Genomic DNA, 22,018 nt, shown 5'->3' with positions numbered 1-22,018 from the left:
GGCCGGGACGGTGGGCGGTGCGGTCGGAGGTGCCGGCCGACGCGCGGTTCTTCGGTCTGGGCGGGCGGGCCTGCGGGCCGCGGCTGCGGGACGGGGCGTACCGGCTCTGGAACACCGATCCGGGCGGGTCCTTCGGGCCCGGCGATGATCCGCTGTACATCACCATGCCGGTGCAGCTGGTCGTCGCCGACGCGGCGACCCATCTGATGTTCCACGACAACTCGTGGGACGGCACGGTGCTCCTCAAGGAGGGTGAGGAGGGTGCCGGTTCCGGGCACGACCGGGCGGGGACGAGCGAGCTGCGGATGGACGGTGGGCCGCTGCGCTGCTGGGCGATGGTGGGTACGCCCGAGCGTGTGCTGCAGACCTGGGCGTCGCTGACCGGGGGTGCGGCGGTGCCGCCGGGCTGGGCGCTCGGGCACCAGCACGCGCGGTGGGGCTTCGGCGACCAGCGGGAGGTGCGGCGGATCGTGGCCGGCTACCGGGAGCGGGACCTGCCGCTGGACGCGGTCCATCTGGACATCGATCACCTCGACGGGCATCAGGTGTTCACCGTGGACCGGGAGCGGTTTCCGGAGCTGCCTCGGTTCGCCGAGGAGTTGCGGCGCGACGGGGTGCGGCTGGTGTCGATCGTCGACCCGGCGGTGAAGGCGGCGCGGGGCAACGCGGTGTACGAGGCCGGCGAGGGTCTGGACATGTTCGTACGGGATCCTTCGGGCCGGCCGGTGGAGGGGCTGGTGTGGCCGGGTGCCTGTGTGTTCCCCGACTTCACACACGCGCGTGTGCGCAAGTGGTGGGGCGGGCTGTACGCGGAGCGGCTGGCGCAGGGGTTCTCCGGTTTCTGGCACGACATGAACGAGCCGGTGTCGTTCGCGGCGGTCGGTGAGACGACGCTGCCGCGGTCGGCCCGTCACGCGCTGGAGGGGCTCGGCGGTGATCATCGCGAGGCGCACAACGTGTACGCGCTGTGCATGGCGAGGGCGGCCCACGAGGGGCTGCGGGAGCTGCGGCCCCATGAGCGGCCGTTCCTGTTCTCGCGGTCGGGCTGGGCGGGGATGCAGCGGTACGGCGGCACATGGTCGGGGGACGTGGCGACGGGCTGGCCCGGGTTGCGGGCGTCGCTGTCGCTGGTGCTGGGTCTGGGGCTGTGTGGTGTGCCGTACTCGGGGCCGGATGTGGGAGGGTTCACGGGGAGTCCGTCGCCGGAGCTGTTCCTGCGCTGGTTCCAGCTCGGCGCCTGGCTGCCGCTGTTCCGTACGCACGCGAGTCTGGACGCCGGGCGTCGGGAGCCGTGGGAGTTCGGGCCGGAGGTGCTGGAGCACGCGCGCGTGGTGCTGCGGGAACGGCGCCGGCTGCGGCCGTACTTCGTCTCGCTGGCGCATCTGGCCCGGCGTACCGGGGCTCCGTATGTGCGTCCCGTGTGGTGGTCGGTGCCGGAGGACCGGTCGTTGCGGGACTGTGAGGACACGTTCCTGCTGGGGGACGCCTTTCTGGTGGCTCCGGTGCTCGGCCCGGGCGTGGACCGGCGTGCCGTGCGGCTGCCGGCGGGACGGTGGTACGACACGGAGACGGAACGCGTGTACGAGGGGCCGGGTCAGGTGCTGGTGGACGCGCCGTTGTCCCGGATCCCGGTGCTGGCACGCGCGGGTGCCGTGGTGCCGGTGCGGGCGGCGGACGGTGGTCCGGAGCTGGAGGTGTGGGCTCCGTCGCCGGGGCGGACCGGGGGCGGGCTCGTGGTGGCCGACGTGGGCGACGGGTGGCAGGAGGCGGAGGCCGAACGGTACGTCACCCGCTGGGAGGGGTCGCGTGTGGTGGTCGAGCGGCAGGGCGGCGACGGCCCGCGGGAGCCGTCGCTGCCCGTACGGTTGCGGGGGCTCCCGCGGGGGTGAGGGGCGGCGCCCTCCGTGGGTCGGGAGGGTGCAGCCGGCCCCGGCGGCGCGGTCTGTCGGTGCCTGTACGAGGCCGGATCAGATGTAGCGGCCCTCGAACCAGGCGCGTGCGGCCAGAGTGTGCAGCGGGAAGGCGAGTTCCTCCGGTCGGCGCAGCAGGTGCCAGCCCTCCGTCTCGTCCGTGGGGGTCGAGGCGGGAAGGCCGTCGGCCGGGCGTTCGGGGAGGAGGCCGAAGAGCAGCAGATGGCCGTCGGGTGCGCTCATTGCGTCGGCGAGGCGGACGTCGCGGGCGGCGGCGTCGATGCCCGTCTCCTCCTTCAGCTCGCGGATGACGGCCTGCCTCCAGTCCTCGCGGTCGTCGATGAAGCCGCCGGGGAGTGCGGTGCCGCCGCGGGCGGGTGCCACCGTGCGCGTGATGACCACCAGGGACGTGCCCTGTGTGTCGTACACGGGCTGTAGGGCGACGGCGACCGGCAGCGGGTTGCGGTAGGTGACGCTGCCGCAGGCCGGACAGGTGCGGGGCCACCCGGTGACGCCCTCTCCGAAGGGTGCTCCGCAGCTCGAACAGTGGGATCCCGGGCCGGAGTTGGCCGGGGCATGCTTGTTCTCGGACACGCGCGGACTGTATCCGATCTCGGAGAGGGCGTCTTCCTCAGGCCCCGTGGCCGCCGTGCTTCAGGGAGCCGGTGGAGACGGGGAAGTCGAAGTAGGTGTCCGGGTGTGTCTCCGGCTTGAAGGTGTAGTGCCACCACTCCTCGGCGAGGTTCACGAAGCCGAGGCCCTCCAGCGTGTTCTTGAGCAGCATCCTGTTGGCGCGCTGTTCTCCCTGTACGCGGGGGTCGAGCGTGTGGGCGAGGGTGTCGAAGCAGTCGTAGCCGGTGCCCATATCGACGGAGTTGTCGGGGAAACGTTCGCTCTTCGGGGCGTAGCAGGGCGCGAGGGTCTGGCCGGGAACGTACGGCCGGGTCGGGCGGGCGGGGAGCCGTACGAGGGTGAGGTCCACGGTGGAGCCGCGGCTGTGGCCGGATTTCTCCGCGATGTAGCCGTCGTCGAACAGCCGGGTCTTGTCGACGTTCGGGTAGAACTCGGCCTTCATCCGCTGGTCGTCGAGGTCTTCGGCCCAGCGGACGAAGTGGTCGACCGCGCGCTGCGGGCGGTAGCAGTCGTACACCTTGAGCGTGTAGCCCTGGCGCAGCAGTCTCTGCTGGGCCCGGTGGAGGGCCTGGGCGGCGGGGTGGGTGAGGATGCACAGCGGTTGGCGGTAGCCGTCGATGCGTTCGCCGACGAAGTTGTGCGGGGTGAAGTAGCGGATCTCCTCGATGATCGTGGGGTCCACGGTTCTCAGGGCCACGAAGTCGGCGGGTGCGGTGGGTTCGGGGGTCGCCCGGGCGGGGGCGCCGGCCGTGGTGACGGCGAGTGCGGTGGCGAGGGCGGTGACGGCGGCGCGCAGGGCGCGCGGGAGTCGTGCGAAACGCGTTGCCGCACGGGAGAGTTGTGTCATGTCCTCTGCATCTATCAGGTTGGTGCGGGGGCGGGAAAGGGCACGTGCGCGGCTGGTGGGGGCCGTTGCGGCAACCGTTGCCGTCGGCGGCCTTGACGCCTCTCGGGTGCCGGTGAACACTTCCCGGAGTCGGCCGACATCGCCGTACATTCTCGGCGTATCCACGCACTGTGCCCTGCGGGTCTCCCTGCGTCAGGACCCGCTCCCCACAGGGCGGTTCGACTGTTGAGGCACGCTCGCCGCGGACGCCGGGCGGCTGAGCACGCTCGGCATCACCAACCAGCGGGAAACGACCGTCCTGCGGGACAGGGGCACCGGAAAGCCGGTGCACAACGCGATCGTCTGGCAGGACTCCCGCACCGCCGCTCTGTGCAGGAGGCGGTGAAGGAGGACGGGGACGACTGACCACGCGCGCGTGGCGGTGCGATCCGGGGCTGCGGCCCGTACCCCGGTCGGCGGGGGTACGGGCCGCGCCCGTCACCGGGGGCGGCAGGCGTGGTTCAGGTGGTGACGGTCTGACGGAGGCCGGCGGAGCGGGCCATGGCATGCTCGACGACGCCGATGAGGACCTCCTTCACCGAGTCGCGCTCACGGGCGTCGCACATCACCAGCGGCACGTCGTCGTCCAGGTCGAGCGCCCGGCGTACGTCCTCGGCGGGGTATCGGGCCGCTCCCTCGAAGCAGTTGACGCCGACGAGGAAGGGGATGCCGCGGCGTTCGAAGTAGTCGACGGCGGCGAAGCAGTCCCCCAGGCGCCGGGTGTCGGCGAGGACGACGGCGCCCAGGGCGCCTTCGGACAGTTCGTCCCACATGAACCAGAACCGTTCCTGGCCGGGTGTGCCGAAGAGGTAGAGCACGAGGTCCTCGCGCAGGGTGATGCGCCCGAAGTCCATGGCCACGGTGGTGGTGTGCTTGGCCTCGACCCCTCGTGTGTCGTCGACGGGGCGCCCCGCCTCGGTGAGGGACTCCTCGGTGCGCAGCGGCCGGATCTCGCTGACCGCGCCGACCAGGGTGGTCTTGCCGACACCGAAGCCGCCAGCCACCAGGATCTTGAGCGTGAGGGGCTCGACCGGGGGCTTGCCGCGCTCAGAACGCCCGAGGATCATCGGTTTCTTCTCCTGCTCGATGGGGGTCGTCCGGCGGTGTGCCGTAGCCTCCGCCGCCGGGGGTCTCGATGACGAGGACGTCGCCGGGCCCTACGTCGGCGGCGTCGCTTCCGCGCAGTTCGGTGACGGTGCCGTCGGCGCGTTCGATCCTGTTGGCGCCGAGGGCGCCGGGCTCGCCGCCGGCCATGCCGTACGGGGGGACGCGGCGGTGCTGGGACAGCGTGGAGACCGTCATGGGTTCACGGAAACGGATACGGCGCACCGCTCCGTCGCCGCCGCGCCACCGGCCGGCGCCTCCGCTGCCCCGCCGCACGGAGAAGTCCTCCAGCAGGACGGGCAGCCGCCATTCCAGGACCTCGGGGTCGGTGAGCCGCGAGTTGGTCATATGGGCCTGTACGACGTCGGCGCCGGGGAAGCCGTCGCCCGCGCCGGAGCCCGAGGCGACGGTCTCGTAGTACTGGTGGCGTGCGTTGCCGAAGGTGACGTTGTTCATCGTTCCGGAGCCTTCCGCCTGCACGCCGAGCGCCGCGTAGAGGGCGCCGGTGATGGCCTGGGAGGTCTCCACGTTTCCGGCGACGACGGCGGCGGGCGGGCGCGGGGCGAGGAGGGAGCCGGGCGGGACGATGATCCGCAGGGGGCGCAGGCAGCCGTCGTTGAGGGGGATGTCGTCGTCGACGAGGGTGCGGAAGACGTACAGGACGGCCGCGTTGACCACGGCGAACGGGGCGTTGAAGTTGGTGTCGAGCTGGGGTGAGGTGCCGGTGAAGTCGATGGTCGCGGAGCGCGTCTCGCGGTCGACGCTCACCCGGACGCGGATGACGGCGCCGGAGTCGGTCTCGTAGGCGTACTCGCCGTCGGCGAGGGCGTCGATGACGCGGCGTACGGCTTCCTCGGCGTTGTCCTGTACGTGCCGCATGTAGGCCTGGACGACGTCGAGGCCGAAGTCGTCGATCATGCGGCGGACCTCGTCGACGCCTTTGTGGTTGGCGGCGATCTGGGCCCGCAGGTCGGCGAGGTTGGTGCGGGGGTTGCGGGAGGGGTGCGGCGCCTCGGTGAGCAGACGCAGGGTCTCCTCCTCACGGAAGCGGCCGTTCTCGACGAGCAGCCAGTTGTCGAAGAGGACGCCTTCCTCCTCGATGGTGCGGCTTCCGGCGGGCATGGAGCCCGGCGCGATACCGCCGATCTCGGCGTGGTGGCCGCGGGAGGCGACGTAGAAGAGGACGCGGTCACCGTCCGTGTCGAAGACGGGCGTGATGACGGTGACGTCGGGCAGGTGGGTGCCGCCGTGGTAGGGGTCGTTGACCGCGTAGGTGTCGCCGGGGCGCATGGCGGTGCCCCGGCGCCTGATGACCTCTTTGACGCTGGTGCCCATCGAGCCGAGGTGGACGGGGATGTGCGGGGCGTTGGCCACCAGGTTTCCGTCCGGGTCGAACAGTGCGCAGGAGAAGTCCAGCCGTTCCTTGATGTTGACCGACTGGGCGGTGGACTCCAGCCGGGCGCCCATCTGTTCGGCGATGGACATGAAGAGGTTGTTGAAGACCTCCAGCAGGACCGGGTCGGCTTTCGTGTCGAGATCGGAACTCTGCGTGACCGTCGTGCGTTCCATGACCAGATGCCCGTCGTCGCGAGCCGTGACCCGCCAGCCTTCGTCGACGACGGTGGTCGCGCCGGCCTCGGTGATGATCGCGGGGCCGGTGACGGACCGGCCGGGCCGCAGAGCGGTCCGACGGTGAAGGGGTACGTCGCGCCAGGTTCCGCCGGTGTGGAGGCGGACCGTGGCGGGCGGTTCGGTGGTGCCCTCGTAGGGGGCGAGCGCGGACAGATCGGGGGGTTCGGTGATGCCGGTGGCTTCGACGGAGAGGGCTTCGACGACGATCGGGCGGTCGAGGGTGAAGGAGTACGTGGCGCGATGACGTTCTTCGAAGGCGTGTCGCATCGTGCCGGGGTCGGTGAGGTCGACGGTGAGGGTGGTGTCGGTGCCGTCGTAGCGCAGGTGGGCGCGGCGGGCGACACGGATGCGGTCCTCGGGGACGTCCTCGGCGAGGAGTGCGGCGCGGGCGGCGGACTCGAGGCTGTCCGCGGTCTTCGTCACGCCGGGCATGGCGGCGGGCTCCAGGGGTGCCTCGACGGACTGTTCACGCATGGCGGTGGTGTCGGCGAGGCCGATGCCGAGCGCGGACAGGACACCGGCCATGGGGGGCACGAGCACGGTGCGGATGCCGAGGGAGTCGGCGACCATGCAGGCGTGTTGTCCTCCCGCGCCGCCGAACGTGGTGAGGGCGTAGCGGGTGACGTCGTGGCCCTTCTGGACGGAGATCCGCTTGACGGCGTTGGCGATGTTGGCGACGGCGATCTGCAGGTATCCCTCGGCGACCTGTTCGGGGGTGCGGTCGTCGCCGGTGCGTTCCCGGATCTCGCGGGCCAGGGCGGTGAAGCGTTCCCGTACGACGGTGTCGTCGAGGGGCTGGTCGCCGTCGGGGCCGAAGACGTGCGGGAAGTGGGCGGGCTGGATCCGGCCGAGCATGACGTTGGCGTCGGTGACGGTCAGGGGGCCGCCGGCGCGGTAGCAGGCGGGGCCGGGGTCGGCGCCCGCCGAGTCGGGTCCGACGCGGTAGCGGGAGCCGTCGAAGTGGAGGACGGAGCCGCCGCCTGCGGCGACGGTGTGGATGTCCAGCATGGGGGCGCGCAGCCGGACTCCGGCGATCTGGGTGGTGAAGACCCGTTCGTATGCGCCGGCGAAGTGGGAGACGTCGGTGGAGGTGCCGCCCATGTCGAAGCCGATGACGCGGTCGTGCCCGGCGAGCTGCGACATGCGGGCCATGCCGACGATGCCGCCGGCCGGTCCGGACAGGATGGCGTCCTTGCCGCGGAACTGGCCGGCCTCGGCGAGGCCGCCGTTGGACTGCATGAACATCAGCGGGACGCCTTCGAGGGCGTCGGCGACCTGCCGCACATAGCGGCGGAGGACGGGCGAGAGGTAGGCGTCGACGACGGCTGTGTCTCCTCGGGGGACCAGCTTCATCAGGGGGCTGACCTCGCTGGACAGGGAGATCTGCGGGAAGCCGACACGTTCGGCGAGCCGGCCGACGGCCTGCTCGTGGGCGGGGTGGAGGTGGCTGTGCATGCAGACCACGGCCACGGCGCGGATCCCGTCGTCGTACGCTTCCTGGAGTGCGCCGGCGAGGCTGTCCAGGTCAGGGGCGCGCAGGACGGTGCCGTCGGCGGTGATCCGCTCGTCGACCTCGACGACACGCTCGTACAGCTGCTCGGGCAGCTCGATGCGGCGGGCGAAGATGCGGGGCCGGTTCTGGTAGCCGATCCGCAGCGCGTCGCGGAAACCCCGGGTGATGACCAGGAGGGTCCGCTCGCCCTTGCGTTCGAGGAGCGCATTGGTGGCGACGGTGGTGCCCATGCGGACGGAGTCGACGGGGTCCGTGGAGTCGCCCAGCAGCTCGCGGACACCGGCGACGGCGGCGTCGCTGTAGCGCGCCGGGTTGTCCGAGAGCAGTTTGTGGGTGACGAGACGGCCGTCCGGGCGGCGCGCGACGATGTCGGTGAAGGTGCCGCCCCGGTCGACCCAGAACTGCCAGCCTGTCACAGCCTCACCCCGCTTCCGCGCTGCTCACAGCGCCCGCAGGCCGTTGATCACATCGCGCAGAATACTCTCGTCGGGCAGTTCGGCCGGGGGCACCGGCCGGTTGACGTGGACGTAGGAGCCGTCGACGAGGTCGCCGACGAGGACCCGGACCACGCCGACGGGCAGGTCCAGCTCGGCGGCGAGTTCCGCGACCGACTGCGGGGTCCTGCGGCACAGTTCGACGATGTCCACGTGCTCCGGGGAGAGCGTGGGATCGCTGTCCGGATCGTCCGCGTCGGGTTCGGCGACGACCACCGCGATCAGGTCGAGGCGGTGCTGGGCCGCATGGGTGGTGCGGCCACGGGTCATGGCGTAGGGGCGTACGACGGGTCCCGCGTCGTCGTCGAACCACTGGCGTGCTTCCTGACCGTCTGCGCTCATGTCGTCCCACTACCCGCCGGAGGGCAGATCGGTGCGCGGGGCAGTGCCCAGATGTTCGCCGACCCGCTTCACGAGCAGGGTCATCTCGTAGGCGATCTGTCCGATGTCGGCGTCGGCGTCGGAGAGGACGGCGAGGCAGCTGCCGTCTCCGGCGGCCGTGACGAACAGGAACGCCTCGTCGAGTTCGACGACGGTCTGGCGGACGCCGCCGGCCTCGAAGTGGCGGCCCACGCCCTTGGCAAGGCTGTGGAAGCCGGAGGCGACAGCCGCGAGGTGCTCGCTGTCCTCCCTGGTCAGGCCCTTGGACACGCCGGTGGGCAGGCCGTCGCTGGAGAGGACGACGGCTCTGCTGATGCTGGCGACGCGTTCCACCAGGTCGTCGAGGAGCCAGTTCAGCTCCTTCTTGCTCTCGGTCGTGTGGCCGGTGGCCTTCGGTGCGATCATCGACCGTCCCCCTCGGTTGTTTCTCGTGGTGCTGTGCCGTTGTCGGTCCTGTCGCGCCGGGCGTTCTCCTCACGCCCGCGCCGCCAGCCACGCTGGAGCGAGGCCATACGGCTGCGTACCTCTTCGGCGTCCCGATCGGCGGGGTCCGTTGCCGCCCGCTCGCCGGAGGGCGGGGCGGGTGCCTGCTTGAGCTGCGGCGCGAGGCTGGCCTGGCGGACGCGGCGGGGCAGCGGGCCGGTGGAGGACGCGGCGGGCGTCGCGGCGACGCCTTCCGTGGCCGGGGTCGTGGGGTCGGCGGGCGTCGCGGGTGCGGTGTCCGCGGGTGAGGCGGCGGTCTCGAGGTGTGGGGCGCCGGGCCGCTCGGGTGCGGTGCGGTCGGGCCGGGCCGTGACGTCGTCGGGACGGTGCGCGGCGGCACCCTCGGGCGGGCCGGCCGGTGATGGGCCGGGGTCGTCCGGTGCCGAGGTGGGGGCCGCGCCGCCCGGCAGCGGTGTGGTGGTGCGGACCCGCCGGGGCAGAGCGGGGGCGTCGGGTCGGCCGGAGCCCTGGTCGCGGGTGGTCGGGGAAGAGGGACCCGGCTCGCCGTTGCGGGGCGCCGGTGATGCGGGGCCGGGTTCGCTCGTGCGGGCGGCCGATGGCGGAGTGGCCGGCTCGCCCGTGCGGGCGGTCCGGAAGCGCGCGGGGCCGCCGGCGCGGACGGCCGGGGAGGTGTCGGGCTCGTCAGCGGCGGTCGGGGTCGGGGTGGGCTCGTCGGTGCGGAGGGCCTTGTCGCCTCGGCTCCTGCCGGTGGCGCCGCGGCGTCTGACGGGCAGGGGCGTCAGGTTCTCGGGACCGGAGCGGCCCGGTTGCGGGCGGTCCGGTGCCTCGTCCGCGTCGTCACGGCGGGTGCGCAGGCCGGTGACCGGGCGGCCGTGCGAGCTGACGAGTTTCGGGGTGCGTCGCCGGACGAGCGGGACGGGACCGCTCGGCTCGGTGCCGTCCGCCGTGTCGTCCGCGGCCGTGCTGTGCGGGGCGGACCGGGGGCGGTGGCGTTCGCCACGGTCGGCGGGGGTGTCCGTGGCTCCGGTGAGGAAGCCGCGCGGGCGGAAGAGACCGCCGCGCTCGCTGTCCGCGTCGTCCAGGGCCCCGGCGAAGTCCAGGGCGTCCAGGTCGACGGGGGTGTCCAGTTCGACGGGGCCGTCGAGCAGCGAGGCGGGCAGACCCGGCAGATGTGCGGGCACCTTGGAGAGGGCGGCCCGGCGGGTCTCGGCCGGCTTGCCCTCCTTGGCGGCCTTGGGCCGGTCGAGGCGGAAGCCGATGCCGTTGGTGTCCGGCACGTCGTCGGTGAGCAGCGCGTCCGGGATGAAGACGACGGCGGTGGTGCCGCCGTAGGGGGAGGGCTGGAGGGAGACCCGGACGTTCTGCCGCTGGGCCAGGCGGCTGACCACGAACAGTCCGAGCCGGTCGGTGTCTGACAGTTCGAACTGGGGGGTCTCGGCGAGTCGCAGGTTGGCGTCCAGCAGGGCCTCGGCGGACATGCCGAGACCACGGTCGTGGATCTCCAGGGTGAAGCCGTTGGCGACCTTCTCCCCCACCACCTGCACGGCGGTGTGGGGCGGTGAGAAGACGGTGGCGTTCTCCAGCAGTTCCGCCACCAGATGGGTGAGGTCGGCGACGGCCGGTCCGGTGACGGCGACCCGGGGCAGTCTGCGGACCTCGATGCGCTCGTAGTCCTCGACCTCGGCGACGGCGGCCCGGACGATGTCCATGAGCTGGATCGGCTTGCGCCACTGCCGGGAGGGGGCGGCGCCGGAGAGGATGACCAGGCCCTCGGCGTGGCGTCGCATTCGGGTGGTGAGGTGGTCGAGGCGGAAGAGGTCGGCGAGCTCCTCGGTGTCCTCGGTCCGGCGTTCCATCGCGTCGAGCAGCGTGAGCTGCTTGTGCAGCAGGACCTGGCTGCGCCGGGCGAGGTTGACGAAGACCTCGGAGACACCGGCCCGCAGTTCGGCCTGTTTGACGGCGGCCTCGACGGCGGCGCGCTGGAGGGTGTTGAGGGCCTGGCCGACTTCGCCGATCTCGTTCTTGTCGTACTCCAGACGCGGCACCTCGGTCTCGACGTCGACCTGCTCGCCGGCGGACAGGCGGCGCATCACGCTGGGGAGCCGCACTCCGGCGGCCTCGTGCGCCTCCTGCCGGAGCTGGCGCAGGTCGCGGATGAGGGCGCGGCCGACCCGGACGGACAGCAGGAGGGAGACGAGCAGGGCGAGCAGGGCGAGGACACCGGCGACGACGGCCTTCAGGATGACGTTCATGGCGATCGGCCGGACGCGGTCCTGATAGCGGTCGCCGGCCGCGTCGTCGAGCGCGGCGAGTTCGTCGAGGACGGTCGCGGCGGCGGTGTCCCAGGTTCTCGCGGAGACGCCGGAGGGCATGCCGCCGGGGGCGGTGGAGGCGACGGACTTCTCCGCGGTGCGCAGGGGTGCGGTGGTGGCGTTCTTCCAGAAGCGTTCGTAGCGCTGGCGTTCGGCGACGGGCAGCTGCGGGAGGCTCAGTTCGTAGATCGCCTCGCGCTGGGCGGCGAGGTTCAGGACGGTGCGTATCTCGCTCTGGGAGAGTTCGCCGACGACCAGGGAGGAGCCGAGCAGGGCGTCCTCGCGGGAGAGCAGTTCGCGTGCGCGGGCGGTGTGGACGAGTGCGCGGTACTGCTTGTCCATCTCGGGGACGTCGACGACGTCGAGGGTGGACAGCAGGGCGTAGCAGGGGTCGACGAGCCGGTTGTACAGGTCGAGTGCCTGGGCGCGGGTGAGGGTGCCGTCCGCGACGCTGCGGCGCAGGGAGTCGATGCCGTCGAAGGCGTCGAGAAGGGCGGTGAGGCTCTCGGTGTCGTCGTGGTCGAGGGCGTCGCGCACATCCGGGTCGGCGGCGTTGCGGCGGACGGTGGCGATGGCCTTGTCGGTGGCGGCGCGATTGCGGCGCAGCGCGGCCAGCGCGTCGGAGGCTCGGGGGTCGGCCAGGTAGACGAGGGTCTGGCGGCGTTCCTGCTGGATGACGCGCGCGGTGTCCTCCAGGGGGTAGCCGAGGTTCTCCACGAGGGAGGACACCTCGAACAGCCTGCTCGCCTCGCGTCCGGTGAGGACGGTGGCGAATCCCCCGATGACGGTCAGGGACACCAGCGGCACGAGAAGCAGCGCCACGATCTTCCGGCGGATCGACTTCCCGCGAAAGCGCATGGCCTCCCCCAGCTCGACCCCCCACCGGCAGGGGGTACACATGTGCGTCAACTAACGGCGCGAGCCTACTACCGACGCACAGCTATCTCGAAGGGCCGTCCGGAAGGAGAACTTCCGTACCGGCAGCGAGAGATGGGCAGTTGTCCGGCCATTGCGGGAGATTGCCTCCCGGAGTGCACCCGCGAACGGACGGCCGGATCCAGACGCTCTCCCGGTGGGAGTGGCCGGAACTTTTCGTTCGTCGGGAATCTTCGTGTGGCGCCGTTCGTCCTTCTCTACAGGAAATGGAGGCGGAAGGGACCACAGGAGCGGCATTCCGCCTTTGAGGGGAATGAAACAGTGCAAGCCGGGCAGCCAAGGGGAAGCCGGATTCCATCCGGTGCGAGCGGAGGACCTGCCGGGCGGTGGGGAGGGGCACGGTGATGGGGACGGCGGAGCGGCACGGGACGTCGGCCGGGGGCGCGGCGGCGCGAGAGCGCGCCGGAACTCCTGGTCGTGGTGTTCCCGCCGAGCGGGGTGCCGCGCTGTCGGCCGACGGTGGCGGAGGCCGTAGGGAGGGCCGGGAGCAGCGGCCCTATCGGCCGTTGTGGGTGGAGGAGCCGGCCCGGCGTCGCCGTATGCCGGACCCGGTGCGCACGGCGGCCGTGCGTGCGGTGCTCATCGTGGCGGTGACGCTGATCCAGGCGATGGTGGCGTTCCTGTGCACGCTGGCGGAGTCCTGGCTGGCCTTCCCGATGGTGCTGAGCAGCCTCGCCAGCACGGTGGTGGCCACGTGGGGTGTGCTGGACGTGTGGGTGACGCGCCAGGTGTGGAACCAGCGCAACGGCGTGGTCTCGACTCCGAGCAGCACCGCGCGGGCGCTCCGGAGGGAACGGCGCAGAGCCCGTAAGCAGGCCCGTGCGGCGGCTCGGGAGGCGGCGCGAATACGGCGGCGGGGCACCGGTCAGCTGTCCCACCCCTGAGGCCGGTCCCTGGGGCCGACGAGCCCCTTCGCTACGATGCCGTTCCGCATGGCGCATGAGGCAGTGCTCTGCGCAACACAGTCCGGACGGGGGGCCGCCGCTTCGAGGTCACCCGCGGATGCGGCCCGGCAGGGCCGTCAGGTGGTGGGAGTCGAGCGATGGCACGCGCGCGCATACAGTCCAACGGTCTCGAGAAGCTCGGTGAGGACCCGGCCGGGCCGGGCGGTCGTCCTGCCCGCGGGGGCCGGGGTGCGGCGAGCGCGGTGCAGTCGGTCGACCGTGCCGTGACGGTGCTGGAGATCCTGGCACAGCACGGGGAAGCGGGGGTGACGGAGATCGCCCGTCGGCTGGACGTGCACAAGTCGACGGCGTTCCGGCTGCTCGGCGTCCTGGAGAACCGAGGGCTGGTGGCCCAGGTGAAGGACCGCGGCAAGTACTGCCTGGGGGCCGGGATGCTGCGCCTGGCGGGGGCCGCGGCCGTGCGGCTGGACATATCCCAGGAGGGTGTCCCCGTCTGCCGGGAACTCGCCGACGAGCTGGGCGAGACGGTCAATATCGCGGTGATGGACGACGACGCGGCGGTCAACATCATGCAGGCGCGCGGCACGGCGGCGGTGGCCGCACAGAACTGGCTCGGACGGCGCACGCCGCTGCATGCGACGTCCAGCGGCAAGGTTCTGCTGGCGCACGCGGCGCCCGCGCTGCGGGAGGGGCTGCTGGGCCGCCCGCTGCACCGGTTCACCGAGCGGACCGTCACGGGCACGGCCGAGCTGCGCGCCGAGCTGGCGGCGGTGGTGAAGCGGGGTTACGGCGTCACGGTGGAGGAGCTGGAGCCGGGCCTGGCCGCCGTGGCCGCGCCGGTGCGGGCGCACGACGGCCAGGTGATGGCGGCGATCAGTGTGTCGGGTCCTGTGTACCGGCTCAGCGCCGACCGGCTGCCCGGGCTGGCCGAGCGGATGGTCGCGGCGGGGGCCGAGCTGTCCCGCCGTATGGGGTACGGGTTCTGACAGGACGTCACGTCGAGCCGGGTGCGCCGGCCGTGACGCAGAGGCCGCCCTCCCGGCTCCCGGCCCCGCCGCTGCCGGGGGCCTGGGCCCCGGCGCGGCACGGGCACCCGGCGTGGTTGCGGGCGGGGGCGGGTCGCGCCTTCCGGCCTCCACGGGCCCCCCGGCGCCCACCTCCCCCAAGCTCTCAGCTTCGTGCGACGACCAGAGGGGCCGCCCAGCGGCCTGGGTGCCCCCTCGGCCTCGCCCTGTCGGGTGGGGTTTCCTGGCAGGACGTCGCGCCGGGCGCCGATCGGGCTGCGGCGCGGGGTCATGCCGGGGTGGGGCGTTTGTACATCCGCGTCGCTGTGATCTCGCTGTGCACGGCCTCACCCGCCTGCGGGGGCTGGGGCAGTCCAGGACGGAGATGCTCCTCGACGCTGATGTACTTCAGGCCCGCCCTCAGGTCGGCGTCGTTGCGCAGCCGGATGACCAACGGGAACTCCGCCAGGGCGGTGGTGTCGAACAGGCCGGTGGTGTACAGCAGCTGCACGCCGAGCGCGTCGGACACGGCCCGCTGGAGTTCCAGCAGATAGGTGGCGTTGGCGCGGCCGATGGGGTTGTCGAGGAACAGCGTGCCCGCGTGGCGGTGCTTGTCGCGGCCACGGTCGTTGGAGCGCAGCGCAGCCATCGTGCAGTACAGGGCGATGGCCGCGGTGAGCAGCTGGCCACCGGAGAAGACGTCGCCCATCTGGCCGACGGGGACGCGTTCGGCGCGCAGCACGGCGTCCGGTTTGAGGATCTCGACGGCGACGCCCTTGGGCTGCAGGGCTGCCGCGACGCCGCGCAGCAGCAGGGACATGCCGTCGCGCCGCAGGTCGGAGTTCTTCTTCACGGCAGCGCGGGTGGCCTCGTCGATGACCTCGCCGAGCCGTTCGGTGAGGGTCGCCTGGTCGGGTTCCTCGAAGCGGATCCGCAGGAACTCCTGCCCCGACCACTCGCCGAGTCCTTCCGGCAGCCTGGACAGCCGTTGTGCGGAGCGCAGCGTGGCGAGGGCGGACTCGACGAGTCCGCGCAGCCGGTCCACGATCGAGTCCCGGTTGCGTTCCAGCTGAGCCAGCTCGTCGGTGAGGACGCGCAGCCGGGGTGCGAAGGCCTCGGCCCACTTCTTGGCGTGCTCGGGCAGCGCGGAGGAGGGCAGTTCGCGGATCTGCTGCCGTGCCGGGGTGCGGACCTGCTCGTAGCGGGTGGAGTTGGCGTGCCGTACGAGCACGTCGGAGGCCTCGCGTACGGCGGCTTCGGCGGCCGACAGGTCGGCGGCGCAGCCGCGCAGTGAACGGCGGGTCTCGGCGGCGGACTGCCGGGCCTCCTCCAGCGTGCCGGGGTACGGCTCGGGTTCGTCCTGCTCCTCCTCGGAGGCGTGTTCGCGCAGCAGGTCGCGGAGCATCGCGGCCAGCTCCTCGAAGCCGCCGACGGCGTCCTCGGCCGCGCGGTGGGCCTCGAGCAGTTCGGCGTGGGCTTCGCGGGCCTGGGCCAGTGCCTCGGTGCGGGAGGCGAGTTCGGCGGTGGCCGTGCGCAGCAGGGCCTGCGCGTGGTCGGCGTCGCGCGGGACCATCTCCTCGGGCAGCTCGGTGTGGGCCTCGCCGTCCTCGGGTGCGTGCCGTTCGGCCTCGCCGCGCAGCCGGCCGAGCTGCTCGCTCGCGTGCGACATACGGGTCTCCAGGAGCTGCACCAGCTCCTCCGCGCGGGCGGCGGCGGCCTGCCGGGACGGGCCGTCGGAGCCGTCCGGCGACTGGAGCAGCTGTTCGGCGCGGGAGCGGACCTTGTTGCTGAGGCGGTCCAGTTCGGCGCGGGCCGCGCTCTCGTCGCTCTCGGCGCGGGCCTGTTCGGCGCGCAGGTCGGCGCCGACGCCGACCTTCTCGTACACCTGGGAGGCGGCCCGGTAGGCCTCCCGCAGTGCGGGCAGGGACGCCTTGGGCGCGTCGTCGTCGGTTTCCGGGACGTCGTCGGGGGCGCCGGCGATCTCGGAGCGCTCGGCGCGCAGGGCACGCGCGGTGCGGCGGGCGTCGTCGGCGGCCCGCTGGGCGGCGCGTCGGTCCTCGTCGGCGGCGCGGGCGCGTTCCAGGCAGGCCTGGGCGCGGGCCTCGGCCTCGGCTGCCTCGTCGGCGAGTTCGCGGAGGCGGGCCTGCCAGCCGGCGCGTTCCCGCAGCCGGAAGGCGAGACCGGCGAGGGCGTCGGCGGCTCGGCGTGCCTTCTGCGCGGCTTCCTGCTTCTCGTCGCGGACGCGGCCGGCTTCGGCGGCGGTCTCCTCGGCCTCCGCGCGCAGCGTGCGGGCCTCGGCGAGCTCGGCCTCGGCCTCCTCGGCGAACTCGCGGGCCTGCCGGGCGGCTTCGGCCAGTTCCCGCAGTCGTCCGGCGGGGCAGCCGGTGCGCCAGGAGGCGAGCCGGGCGGCCAGTTCGCGGTCCTTGCCGAGGCGGGCGGCGAGGGCGCGGATCTCCTCGTCGCGTGCGGTGGCGCGGGCGCGCAGCGCCTGCCGCTCCTCGTCGGCGGCGTGCTCGTCGTGCATGGCCGGGTTCGGCGGGACGAGGAAGACGTCTCCGCTGTCCGGGCCGGGTGCGGGGGTGGGCGCGAGCAGCGCGGCGGCCGTACCGACGGCGACGGCGGAGCGGGGCAGCAGGGCGGCGTCGCTGAGGGCTTCGCGTGCGCGCGCGTGCGAGTCGGGGTCGGTGATGATGACGCCGTCGACCAGTTCGGGCCGGGCGGCGAGGACGCGTGCGTGGTCGGCGGGGTCGACGGCCTGGGCGAGGTAGCGCCAGCCCGGCAGGGCGGGGATGCCGTGCTCGCCGAGGAACTCGACGGTGGCGAGGACGTCGGGGCCGGGCGGCAGGAGGCCGCCGTCGCCGAGGGCGCCCAGGATGCGGGCGTCGTCGGCGGCTGCCGTACGCAGCTCGAACAGCTGGCGTTCGGCGGAGGCGACGGCCTCGTCGAGGAGTTCGCGCAGTTCGTCGGCGAAGCGGTCCAGGTCCTCGGGGCCGAGGGGGCCCTGGCCGGTGGTCTCGTCGTCGGTGTCGCCGGCCTGGCGGGGCTGCGGGATCGCGGCGCGGCCGTCGGTGAGGCCGAGCAGCTCGGCCAGGCGCTGCTCCTGGGCGAGTGCCTGCGCGGTGCGGCGTTCTCCGTCGTGGGCGCGTTCGGCGGCGAGCGCGGCGTCGGCGGCGCGGGCGGCGGTCAGTTCGGCGCGGGCCTCGGCGGAGGCGGCTTCGCGGGCCTGTTCGGTGGCCCTGCGGGAGGCCTCACGGGCGGTGTCCCAGGCGGCGACGGCGGTCTTCTCGGCGTCGCTGGCGGCGAGCGCGGCGCGGGCCGGGTCGGCGTCGGGGGCGCTGTCGTCGAGCCAGCCGGCGCGGACGGCCTCGGCGGTCTCCTGCTCGACCTCGGTGAGCCGCTGCCGCAGGTGGCCGGCTTCGCTGCGGGCGCGCTGCGCCTCGGTGGCGGCGGCGGTGGAGTCGCGGTAGGCGGACTCGCCGACCTCCTGAAGGGCGGCGGAGCGCTCCTCCTCCTCGTCGGCACGCTGCTCGGCGCTCTGCGCGGCGGCGTGCAGGGCTCGTACGAGGTCGACGGCGGCCTTGGCGCGGGCGGCGAGCGCGGGGGCGGCGTCCCGTTCGGCTTCCTGGATCGCGGCGGACACGCGGGCGACGCGGTCGGCGGCGGCGCGGTGGCGCAGTACGGCCTCGGCGGCCTGCCACGCGCTGTGCAGGGTGCGGGCGTCGGCGAGTTCGCGTTTCTGCGCGGCGGCTGCCTTCTCGGCGGCGGCGAGCGCCAGGGAGGCATGCCGGTAGGCGAGTTCGGCGGCGATCAGGGCGCTGCGTTCGCGGGCGCCTTCGGCGTGCGTGACGGCGTACGCGGCGGCGGTGACGCGCTGGGCGAGGTCGGTGGCGCGGGCGCGTTCCCGTACGGCGCGTGCGGAGAGCCGGCGTGCGAGGGTGCGGGTGCGGCGTTCCGCGCCGGCGTGCACGTCGCGGGCGCGGGCGCGGGCGTCGGCGGCTTCGACGATCCTGCCGAGCAGGTCGACGGATCCGGCGGTGAAGTCGCGTTCGGCGATGAGTTCGGCGCGGCGGCCGAGTTTGTTGCCGAAGCCGCTGACGAGGTCGGCGAGTCCGTCGGTGTCGCGGGTGTCGGTGACGGCGCGCAACAGCAGGTCGGTGAAGTCGGAGTCCTTCTTCACGGCGAACAGGCCGGCCGCTTCGCCCTCGTCGGCGTTCATCTCCCGCTGGTAGCGGAAGAGTTCGGGGTCGAGGCCGAGTTCGCCGAGGTGTTCGGTCCAGCGCTCGTGGATCTCCTCCCAGTGCACCTCCAGGTGCGGGTAGGCCTTGCCGGCCTCGGTGAGGGCGTCGCGGAAGCCCTTCATGGTGCGGCGGCGGCCCTGGGCTCCGGAGGTGCCTTCGGCGGGCGGCCGTACGGCGGTGGACTCGGCGACGGGCAGGTTGTCGAGGGTGAGTCCGGGGCCGGGTCGGAAGGAGTACCAGGCCTCGGCGAACTTGCGCGGGTCGTTGGAGACCTGGCGTCCCCGCCATTCGCTGACCTTGCCGACGACGACGCATTCACCGGTCTGTACGTGCTGCCATTCCAGCGCCACATGGCCGCAGTCGTCGGCGAGCAGGAACTTGCGCAGTACGCCGGAGCTGGCGCCGCCGAGGGTGTTGCGGTGGCCGGGCAGCATCACGGAGAAGATCAGCTTGAGGAGGACGGACTTGCCGCCGCCGTTCTCCAGGAAGAGCACGCCGGCGGGGGCGGGGCGGCGCGGCGGGCCGACGGGCTCCTCCTCGAAGAACTCCGCCTGGGTGGGGGCGGGGTCGGGCACGAGGTCGCCGACGCCCCGCAGGTCGAGCACGGTGTCGGCGTAGCGTGCTCCGGCGGGCCCGATGGAGTAGAGGCGGACCCGGGACAGCTCGTACATGGCGGACTCTCGTCAGTCTTCTTGCAGTTCGGGGGGTGTCTGTGGTGCTCAGGAGTGGAACGGCAGCCCGGCGTCGGCCACCAGGTCCAGGTCGTCGGTGTCCTCGGGCGGCAGCAGGGTGGGGGTGCCGTCGGTGACGGGTACGACGCCCAGTTCGAGGAGTTCGGCCATGGCGGCGCTGCCGGCCATGTCGCGGACCTGGAGCTGGTACCGGGCGGTGGTGCGGTACGTGCCGCCGTTGTCGTCGCCGGTGCGCTGGAGGAAGCCGGAGTCGGTGAGGAAGGTGACGGCCTTGGCGACGATGCCGGTGGTGGAGCCGGCGAGGCGGCGGGCGTCCTTGGTGGCGCCGGTGGCGCTGCGTCTGGCCCAGATGCGCCAGGCGGCCTCCAGGCCGGGGGCGTCGGTGGCCGGGTCGGTGTTCTCGCCCTGTTCGGCGGCTCGTTCCTCCAGGCGGCGGCAGGCCTGCCGGACGAACGCGTCGACGCCGTTGACGGTGACGCGGCCGATGTAGCCGTCGTCGGCGAGGTCCTCGGGGCGGGGGAAGGCCATGGCAGCGACGGCGAGGTGGGCCAGTCCGTGCAGGAAGCGGTCGCCGGAGTCGGCGGAGGCGCGACGCGCGTAGTCGCCCATGCGGACGGCGAACACGGAGTCCTCGGCGGCGGTGACGGCCATGCCGGCGCGGGGCGACACCTCCAGGACGACCAGGCCGAGTCCTGCGGCCACGGCGTCGGCGAGCCGGGCGAACGCGGGGTCCTCCCGGTGGCGCCGGAGCAGGTCGGCGTACTCCTGGTCGCGGGCGGGCTGGAGCTTGGGCTGGAGCCCGAAGGCGACGAGCCGCGCCGCGTCGGCGGCGTCGGCGGGGGTGACGGCGGCGGTCGCCTGCGGGGCGGGGGCCTCCGTGTCACTCCACTCGACGTGCTCGGTCACGGTCGGTACTCCTTGTCGCGCTGGTGGTCGGTCGGGCGGGGGCGTCGGGGGTGGCCGGGCGCGGCGTCCGGGTGGCCGCCGGTGCGCTGGGCTCCCGGATGGCCGCCGAAGTCCGGGCCGCTGCGGTGACCACCGATGGGCAGGACGCCACCGTGGCCGCCCGAGCGGGGGCGGCTCGGGTGGCCGCCGGTGCGCGGGTCGCGCCGCTTTCCGCAGAAGCCCGGGGCGCTGCGGTGGCCGCCGGGGCGCGGGACGCCGTGGTGGCCGCCCGTGCGGGGGCGGCTCCGGTCGGCGGTCATGCCGCTTCCGTCCGGTCGGCTGCCATGCCCGCCGCGTCCAGCAGGGCCGTGCCCACGATGAGGTCGGCGCCGCCGAACTCCGGGTCGTCCAGTTCCGTGCCGTCGTCCACGGCGAAGAGCAGTTTCTCCTCGCCCTGCCGGTAGGCGGTGCCGACAGCCGGGCTGGCCGCGTGCACGGCGAGCAGGGCGACCAGATAGGGCAGGTCGGGGTCCTTGCGGCGGGCCTCGGCGAGCAGGCCGGACAGGCGGCGGGGCGCGTCGTGCGGGAGGTCGAGCAGTTCCATGGCGGCGGCGAGCTGCTCCTCGCTGAACCGGCTGTCGTCGGGGGTGGCGATCAGGTCGGGTTCGGGCATCTCGGCGCCCAGGTGCTCCCGCTCGACCGGCGGGGTCAGCAGCAGCTCGACGAGGTCGGCGACCCGGACGGAGACGGGGGTGCGCAGGCCGGTGCCGCGGGCGAAGAAGGCGTCGGTGACGCGTGTGGCCTGTTCGAGCGGCAGGGGCAGGACGGGCGCGAGGAGGTGGCCGTACAGGTCGATGCCGGAGGAGGCGAGCGGGGTGGCGAAGGCCTGCCGGTCCTGCTCGGCGCGGAAGAGGGGGCCGGCCTCCAGCAGACGCGACTGGAGCTGGGTGTGGCGGCGGATGCAGTCCTTGACGATGTCGACCAGTTCGGCGGCGCGCCGCTTGTGCTCGGGGTCCTCGGACTCGTCGCGGGCCTTGCGGATGTTGGTGAGGATCGCGTTCTCGTGGCGGTAGCGGTCGGCCACGTGGTCAAGGGCTTCGGCGATCATGTCGGGGACGGCGTTGAGCCAGTCCACCGCGCGGACGTTGCGCCGGGTGGCGTCGAGGGCCTTGCGCAGGGTTTCCGAGTACTGAACGGTCCGGTAGCGGGCCTGTTCGGCGGCGAGCTGGGCGTCGGCGAGCCTGCCCCTGCTGATCAGCACCTCCAGCTTGACCTCGGCGGCGATCTGGGCGCTGGTGACGTCCGTGTCGAGGGCGCCGACCAGGACGTTGACGGCCTCGTCGGTGGTGCGCAGATAGACCGTGCCGCCCGGGCCGGGGACTTCTTCGACGAGCTTGAAGTCGTAGTCACGACGGACGTAGCTGCCGTCGGCGGTGAAGGTGCCGTAGACCACGCGGAAGCCGCGGTCGACGCTGCCGACGTTGATCAGGTTCTCCAGGACCCAGCGGGCCACGCGCTCGTGCTCGGCGGTGGGGCGCCGGGGGGCCTGGGCGGCGATGCGCGGGATCAGCCGGGCGACGATCTGGTCGTGGTCGGCGCCGGTGTCGAAGTCCATGTTGAGGGTGACGAGGTCGATCGCGGCCAGGGCGATCTCGGCCATGCCGTAGACGGAATACTCACCCGCGAGGTTGGCTTTGCGGGCGTCGAGGTCGTGGATCGGCGCGGTGCAGGCGAGCGCGCGCAGCCGCCGGGCCAGCCCCTCGTCGGCGGCCGGCCCCGGTGCGGGGCGGGTCGCTGCGCTGAGCTGGGGCGGAGTGGGGTCCGTCGGTGCTGGCGATGTCACGGTGCACAGACTAGGTCCTGGGTCTGACATCGACCCAAACGAGCGGCTGCGCCGGGGAGCGCCCGAGAACGGTGATCGGTACCCGTACGCCCCCTCGCCGCGCTCAGGTGGCGCTCACCCCGCCGACACCCCAGGCCGTGCACGCCTGCTCCCCCTCGCCGCACACGCCGCACTCACCCCCGCCGACACCCCAGGCCCCCAACGCC

14 protein-coding genes and 1 pseudogene are annotated in these 22,018 nt (G+C 73.2%); 4 read left to right on the top strand and 11 right to left on the bottom strand.

Features of this window, described 5'->3' with window-relative positions; all coding sequences use genetic code 11:
- A partial coding sequence (locus MTQ10_RS11335) for a glycoside hydrolase family 31 protein (RefSeq protein WP_247465526.1) occupies window positions 1-1,889 on the top strand: 1,889 nt, incomplete at its 5' end.
- A gap of 78 nt (window positions 1,890-1,967) precedes the next feature.
- Here the strand turns inward: MTQ10_RS11335 and MTQ10_RS11330 are convergent.
- On the bottom strand, window positions 1,968-2,504 hold the full coding sequence (locus tag MTQ10_RS11330; protein ID WP_247465524.1) for an NUDIX domain-containing protein: 537 nt from the start codon (window positions 2,502-2,504) through the stop codon (window positions 1,968-1,970).
- 37 nt (window positions 2,505-2,541) lie between these two features.
- A complete protein-coding gene (locus MTQ10_RS11325) occupies window positions 2,542-3,390 on the bottom strand; it encodes a M15 family metallopeptidase (protein ID WP_247465521.1) in 849 nt (282 codons plus the stop codon).
- Between the two features lie 247 nt (window positions 3,391-3,637).
- Here MTQ10_RS11325 and MTQ10_RS11320 point away from each other — a divergent pair.
- Window positions 3,638-3,766: pseudogene (locus MTQ10_RS11320) on the top strand (FGGY family carbohydrate kinase); the annotation flags it as partial.
- A gap of 124 nt (window positions 3,767-3,890) precedes the next feature.
- Here the strand turns inward: MTQ10_RS11320 and MTQ10_RS11315 are convergent.
- Genes MTQ10_RS11315 through MTQ10_RS11295 form a run of 5 tightly spaced genes read right to left on the bottom strand, consistent with a single transcriptional unit; the run spans window position 3,891 to window position 12,167 of the window.
- On the bottom strand, window positions 3,891-4,496 hold the full coding sequence (locus MTQ10_RS11315) for a GTP-binding protein (protein WP_247465518.1): 606 nt from the start codon (window positions 4,494-4,496) through the stop codon (window positions 3,891-3,893).
- Window positions 4,477-8,094, bottom strand: coding sequence for a hydantoinase B/oxoprolinase family protein (locus MTQ10_RS11310; RefSeq protein WP_247465515.1), 3,618 nt, complete (start codon window positions 8,092-8,094; stop codon window positions 4,477-4,479). Before MTQ10_RS11310 ends, MTQ10_RS11315 begins: the two co-directional genes overlap by 20 nt.
- Window positions 8,095-8,118: 24 nt before the next feature.
- A complete protein-coding gene (locus tag MTQ10_RS11305; RefSeq protein WP_247465512.1) occupies window positions 8,119-8,514 on the bottom strand; it encodes a DUF742 domain-containing protein in 396 nt (131 codons plus the stop codon).
- 9 nt (window positions 8,515-8,523) lie between these two features.
- Complete coding sequence (locus MTQ10_RS11300) at window positions 8,524-8,958, bottom strand: roadblock/LC7 domain-containing protein (RefSeq protein WP_247465509.1); 435 nt, start codon at window positions 8,956-8,958, stop codon at window positions 8,524-8,526.
- Window positions 8,955-12,167: a sensor histidine kinase gene (locus tag MTQ10_RS11295; protein ID WP_247465507.1), complete on the bottom strand. Its 3,213-nt coding sequence runs from the start codon at window positions 12,165-12,167 to the stop codon at window positions 8,955-8,957. Before MTQ10_RS11295 ends, MTQ10_RS11300 begins: the two co-directional genes overlap by 4 nt.
- Before the next feature lie 422 nt (window positions 12,168-12,589).
- Between MTQ10_RS11295 and MTQ10_RS11290 the strand changes: the two genes are divergently transcribed.
- Entirely contained in the window at window positions 12,590-13,129 is a 540-nt protein-coding gene (locus MTQ10_RS11290) for a hypothetical protein (RefSeq protein WP_247465504.1), read from the top strand.
- A gap of 263 nt (window positions 13,130-13,392) precedes the next feature.
- Window positions 13,393-14,136 (top strand): IclR family transcriptional regulator, encoded by a 744-nt coding sequence (locus tag MTQ10_RS11285; protein ID WP_356759959.1) that lies wholly within the window; start codon window positions 13,393-13,395, stop codon window positions 14,134-14,136.
- Between the two features lie 307 nt (window positions 14,137-14,443).
- Here MTQ10_RS11285 and MTQ10_RS11280 read toward each other — a convergent pair whose 3' ends face one another.
- From MTQ10_RS11280 to MTQ10_RS11265, 4 genes are read right to left on the bottom strand one after another with little or no spacing between them, the layout of a single operon-like run.
- On the bottom strand, window positions 14,444-19,063 hold the full coding sequence (locus MTQ10_RS11280; RefSeq protein WP_247465497.1) for a hypothetical protein: 4,620 nt from the start codon (window positions 19,061-19,063) through the stop codon (window positions 14,444-14,446).
- Window positions 19,064-19,111: 48 nt separating this feature from the next.
- Window positions 19,112-19,990, bottom strand: coding sequence for a hypothetical protein (locus tag MTQ10_RS11275; protein WP_247465494.1), 879 nt, complete (start codon window positions 19,988-19,990; stop codon window positions 19,112-19,114).
- Window positions 19,987-20,289 carry a hypothetical protein gene (locus tag MTQ10_RS11270; protein WP_247465492.1) on the bottom strand — a complete coding sequence of 101 codons (303 nt, stop codon included), beginning with the start codon at window positions 20,287-20,289 and terminating at the stop codon, window positions 19,987-19,989. Before MTQ10_RS11270 ends, MTQ10_RS11275 begins: the two co-directional genes overlap by 4 nt.
- Window positions 20,286-21,812: a hypothetical protein gene (locus MTQ10_RS11265; RefSeq protein WP_247465489.1), complete on the bottom strand. Its 1,527-nt coding sequence runs from the start codon at window positions 21,810-21,812 to the stop codon at window positions 20,286-20,288. The genes MTQ10_RS11270 and MTQ10_RS11265 overlap by 4 nt, the downstream gene beginning before the upstream one ends.
- Window positions 21,813-22,018 lie beyond the last annotated feature (206 nt).

Source organism: Streptomyces sp. XM83C (assembly GCF_023072675.1).
GTDB lineage: Bacteria > Actinomycetota > Actinomycetes > Streptomycetales > Streptomycetaceae > Streptomyces > Streptomyces thermocoprophilus.
Note: the sequence above shows the minus strand (reverse complement) of the source record. Positions and strands in the feature narration are given on the sequence as shown.

Coding starts and splice junctions, on each gene's coding strand:
- MTQ10_RS11325 (WP_247465521.1), bottom strand. CDS start 3,390: ATGACACAACTCTCCCGTGCGGCAACGCGTTTCGCACGACTCCCGCGC.
- MTQ10_RS11315 (WP_247465518.1), bottom strand. CDS start 4,496: ATGATCCTCGGGCGTTCTGAGCGCGGCAAGCCCCCGGTCGAGCCCCTC.
- MTQ10_RS11305 (WP_247465512.1), bottom strand. CDS start 8,514: ATGAGCGCAGACGGTCAGGAAGCACGCCAGTGGTTCGACGACGACGCG.
- MTQ10_RS11300 (WP_247465509.1), bottom strand. CDS start 8,958: ATGATCGCACCGAAGGCCACCGGCCACACGACCGAGAGCAAGAAGGAG.
- MTQ10_RS11295 (WP_247465507.1), bottom strand. CDS start 12,167: ATGCGCTTTCGCGGGAAGTCGATCCGCCGGAAGATCGTGGCGCTGCTT.
- MTQ10_RS11290 (WP_247465504.1), top strand. CDS start 12,590: ATGGGGACGGCGGAGCGGCACGGGACGTCGGCCGGGGGCGCGGCGGCG.
- MTQ10_RS11280 (WP_247465497.1), bottom strand. CDS start 19,063: ATGTACGAGCTGTCCCGGGTCCGCCTCTACTCCATCGGGCCCGCCGGA.
- MTQ10_RS11270 (WP_247465492.1), bottom strand. CDS start 20,289: ATGACCGCCGACCGGAGCCGCCCCCGCACGGGCGGCCACCACGGCGTC.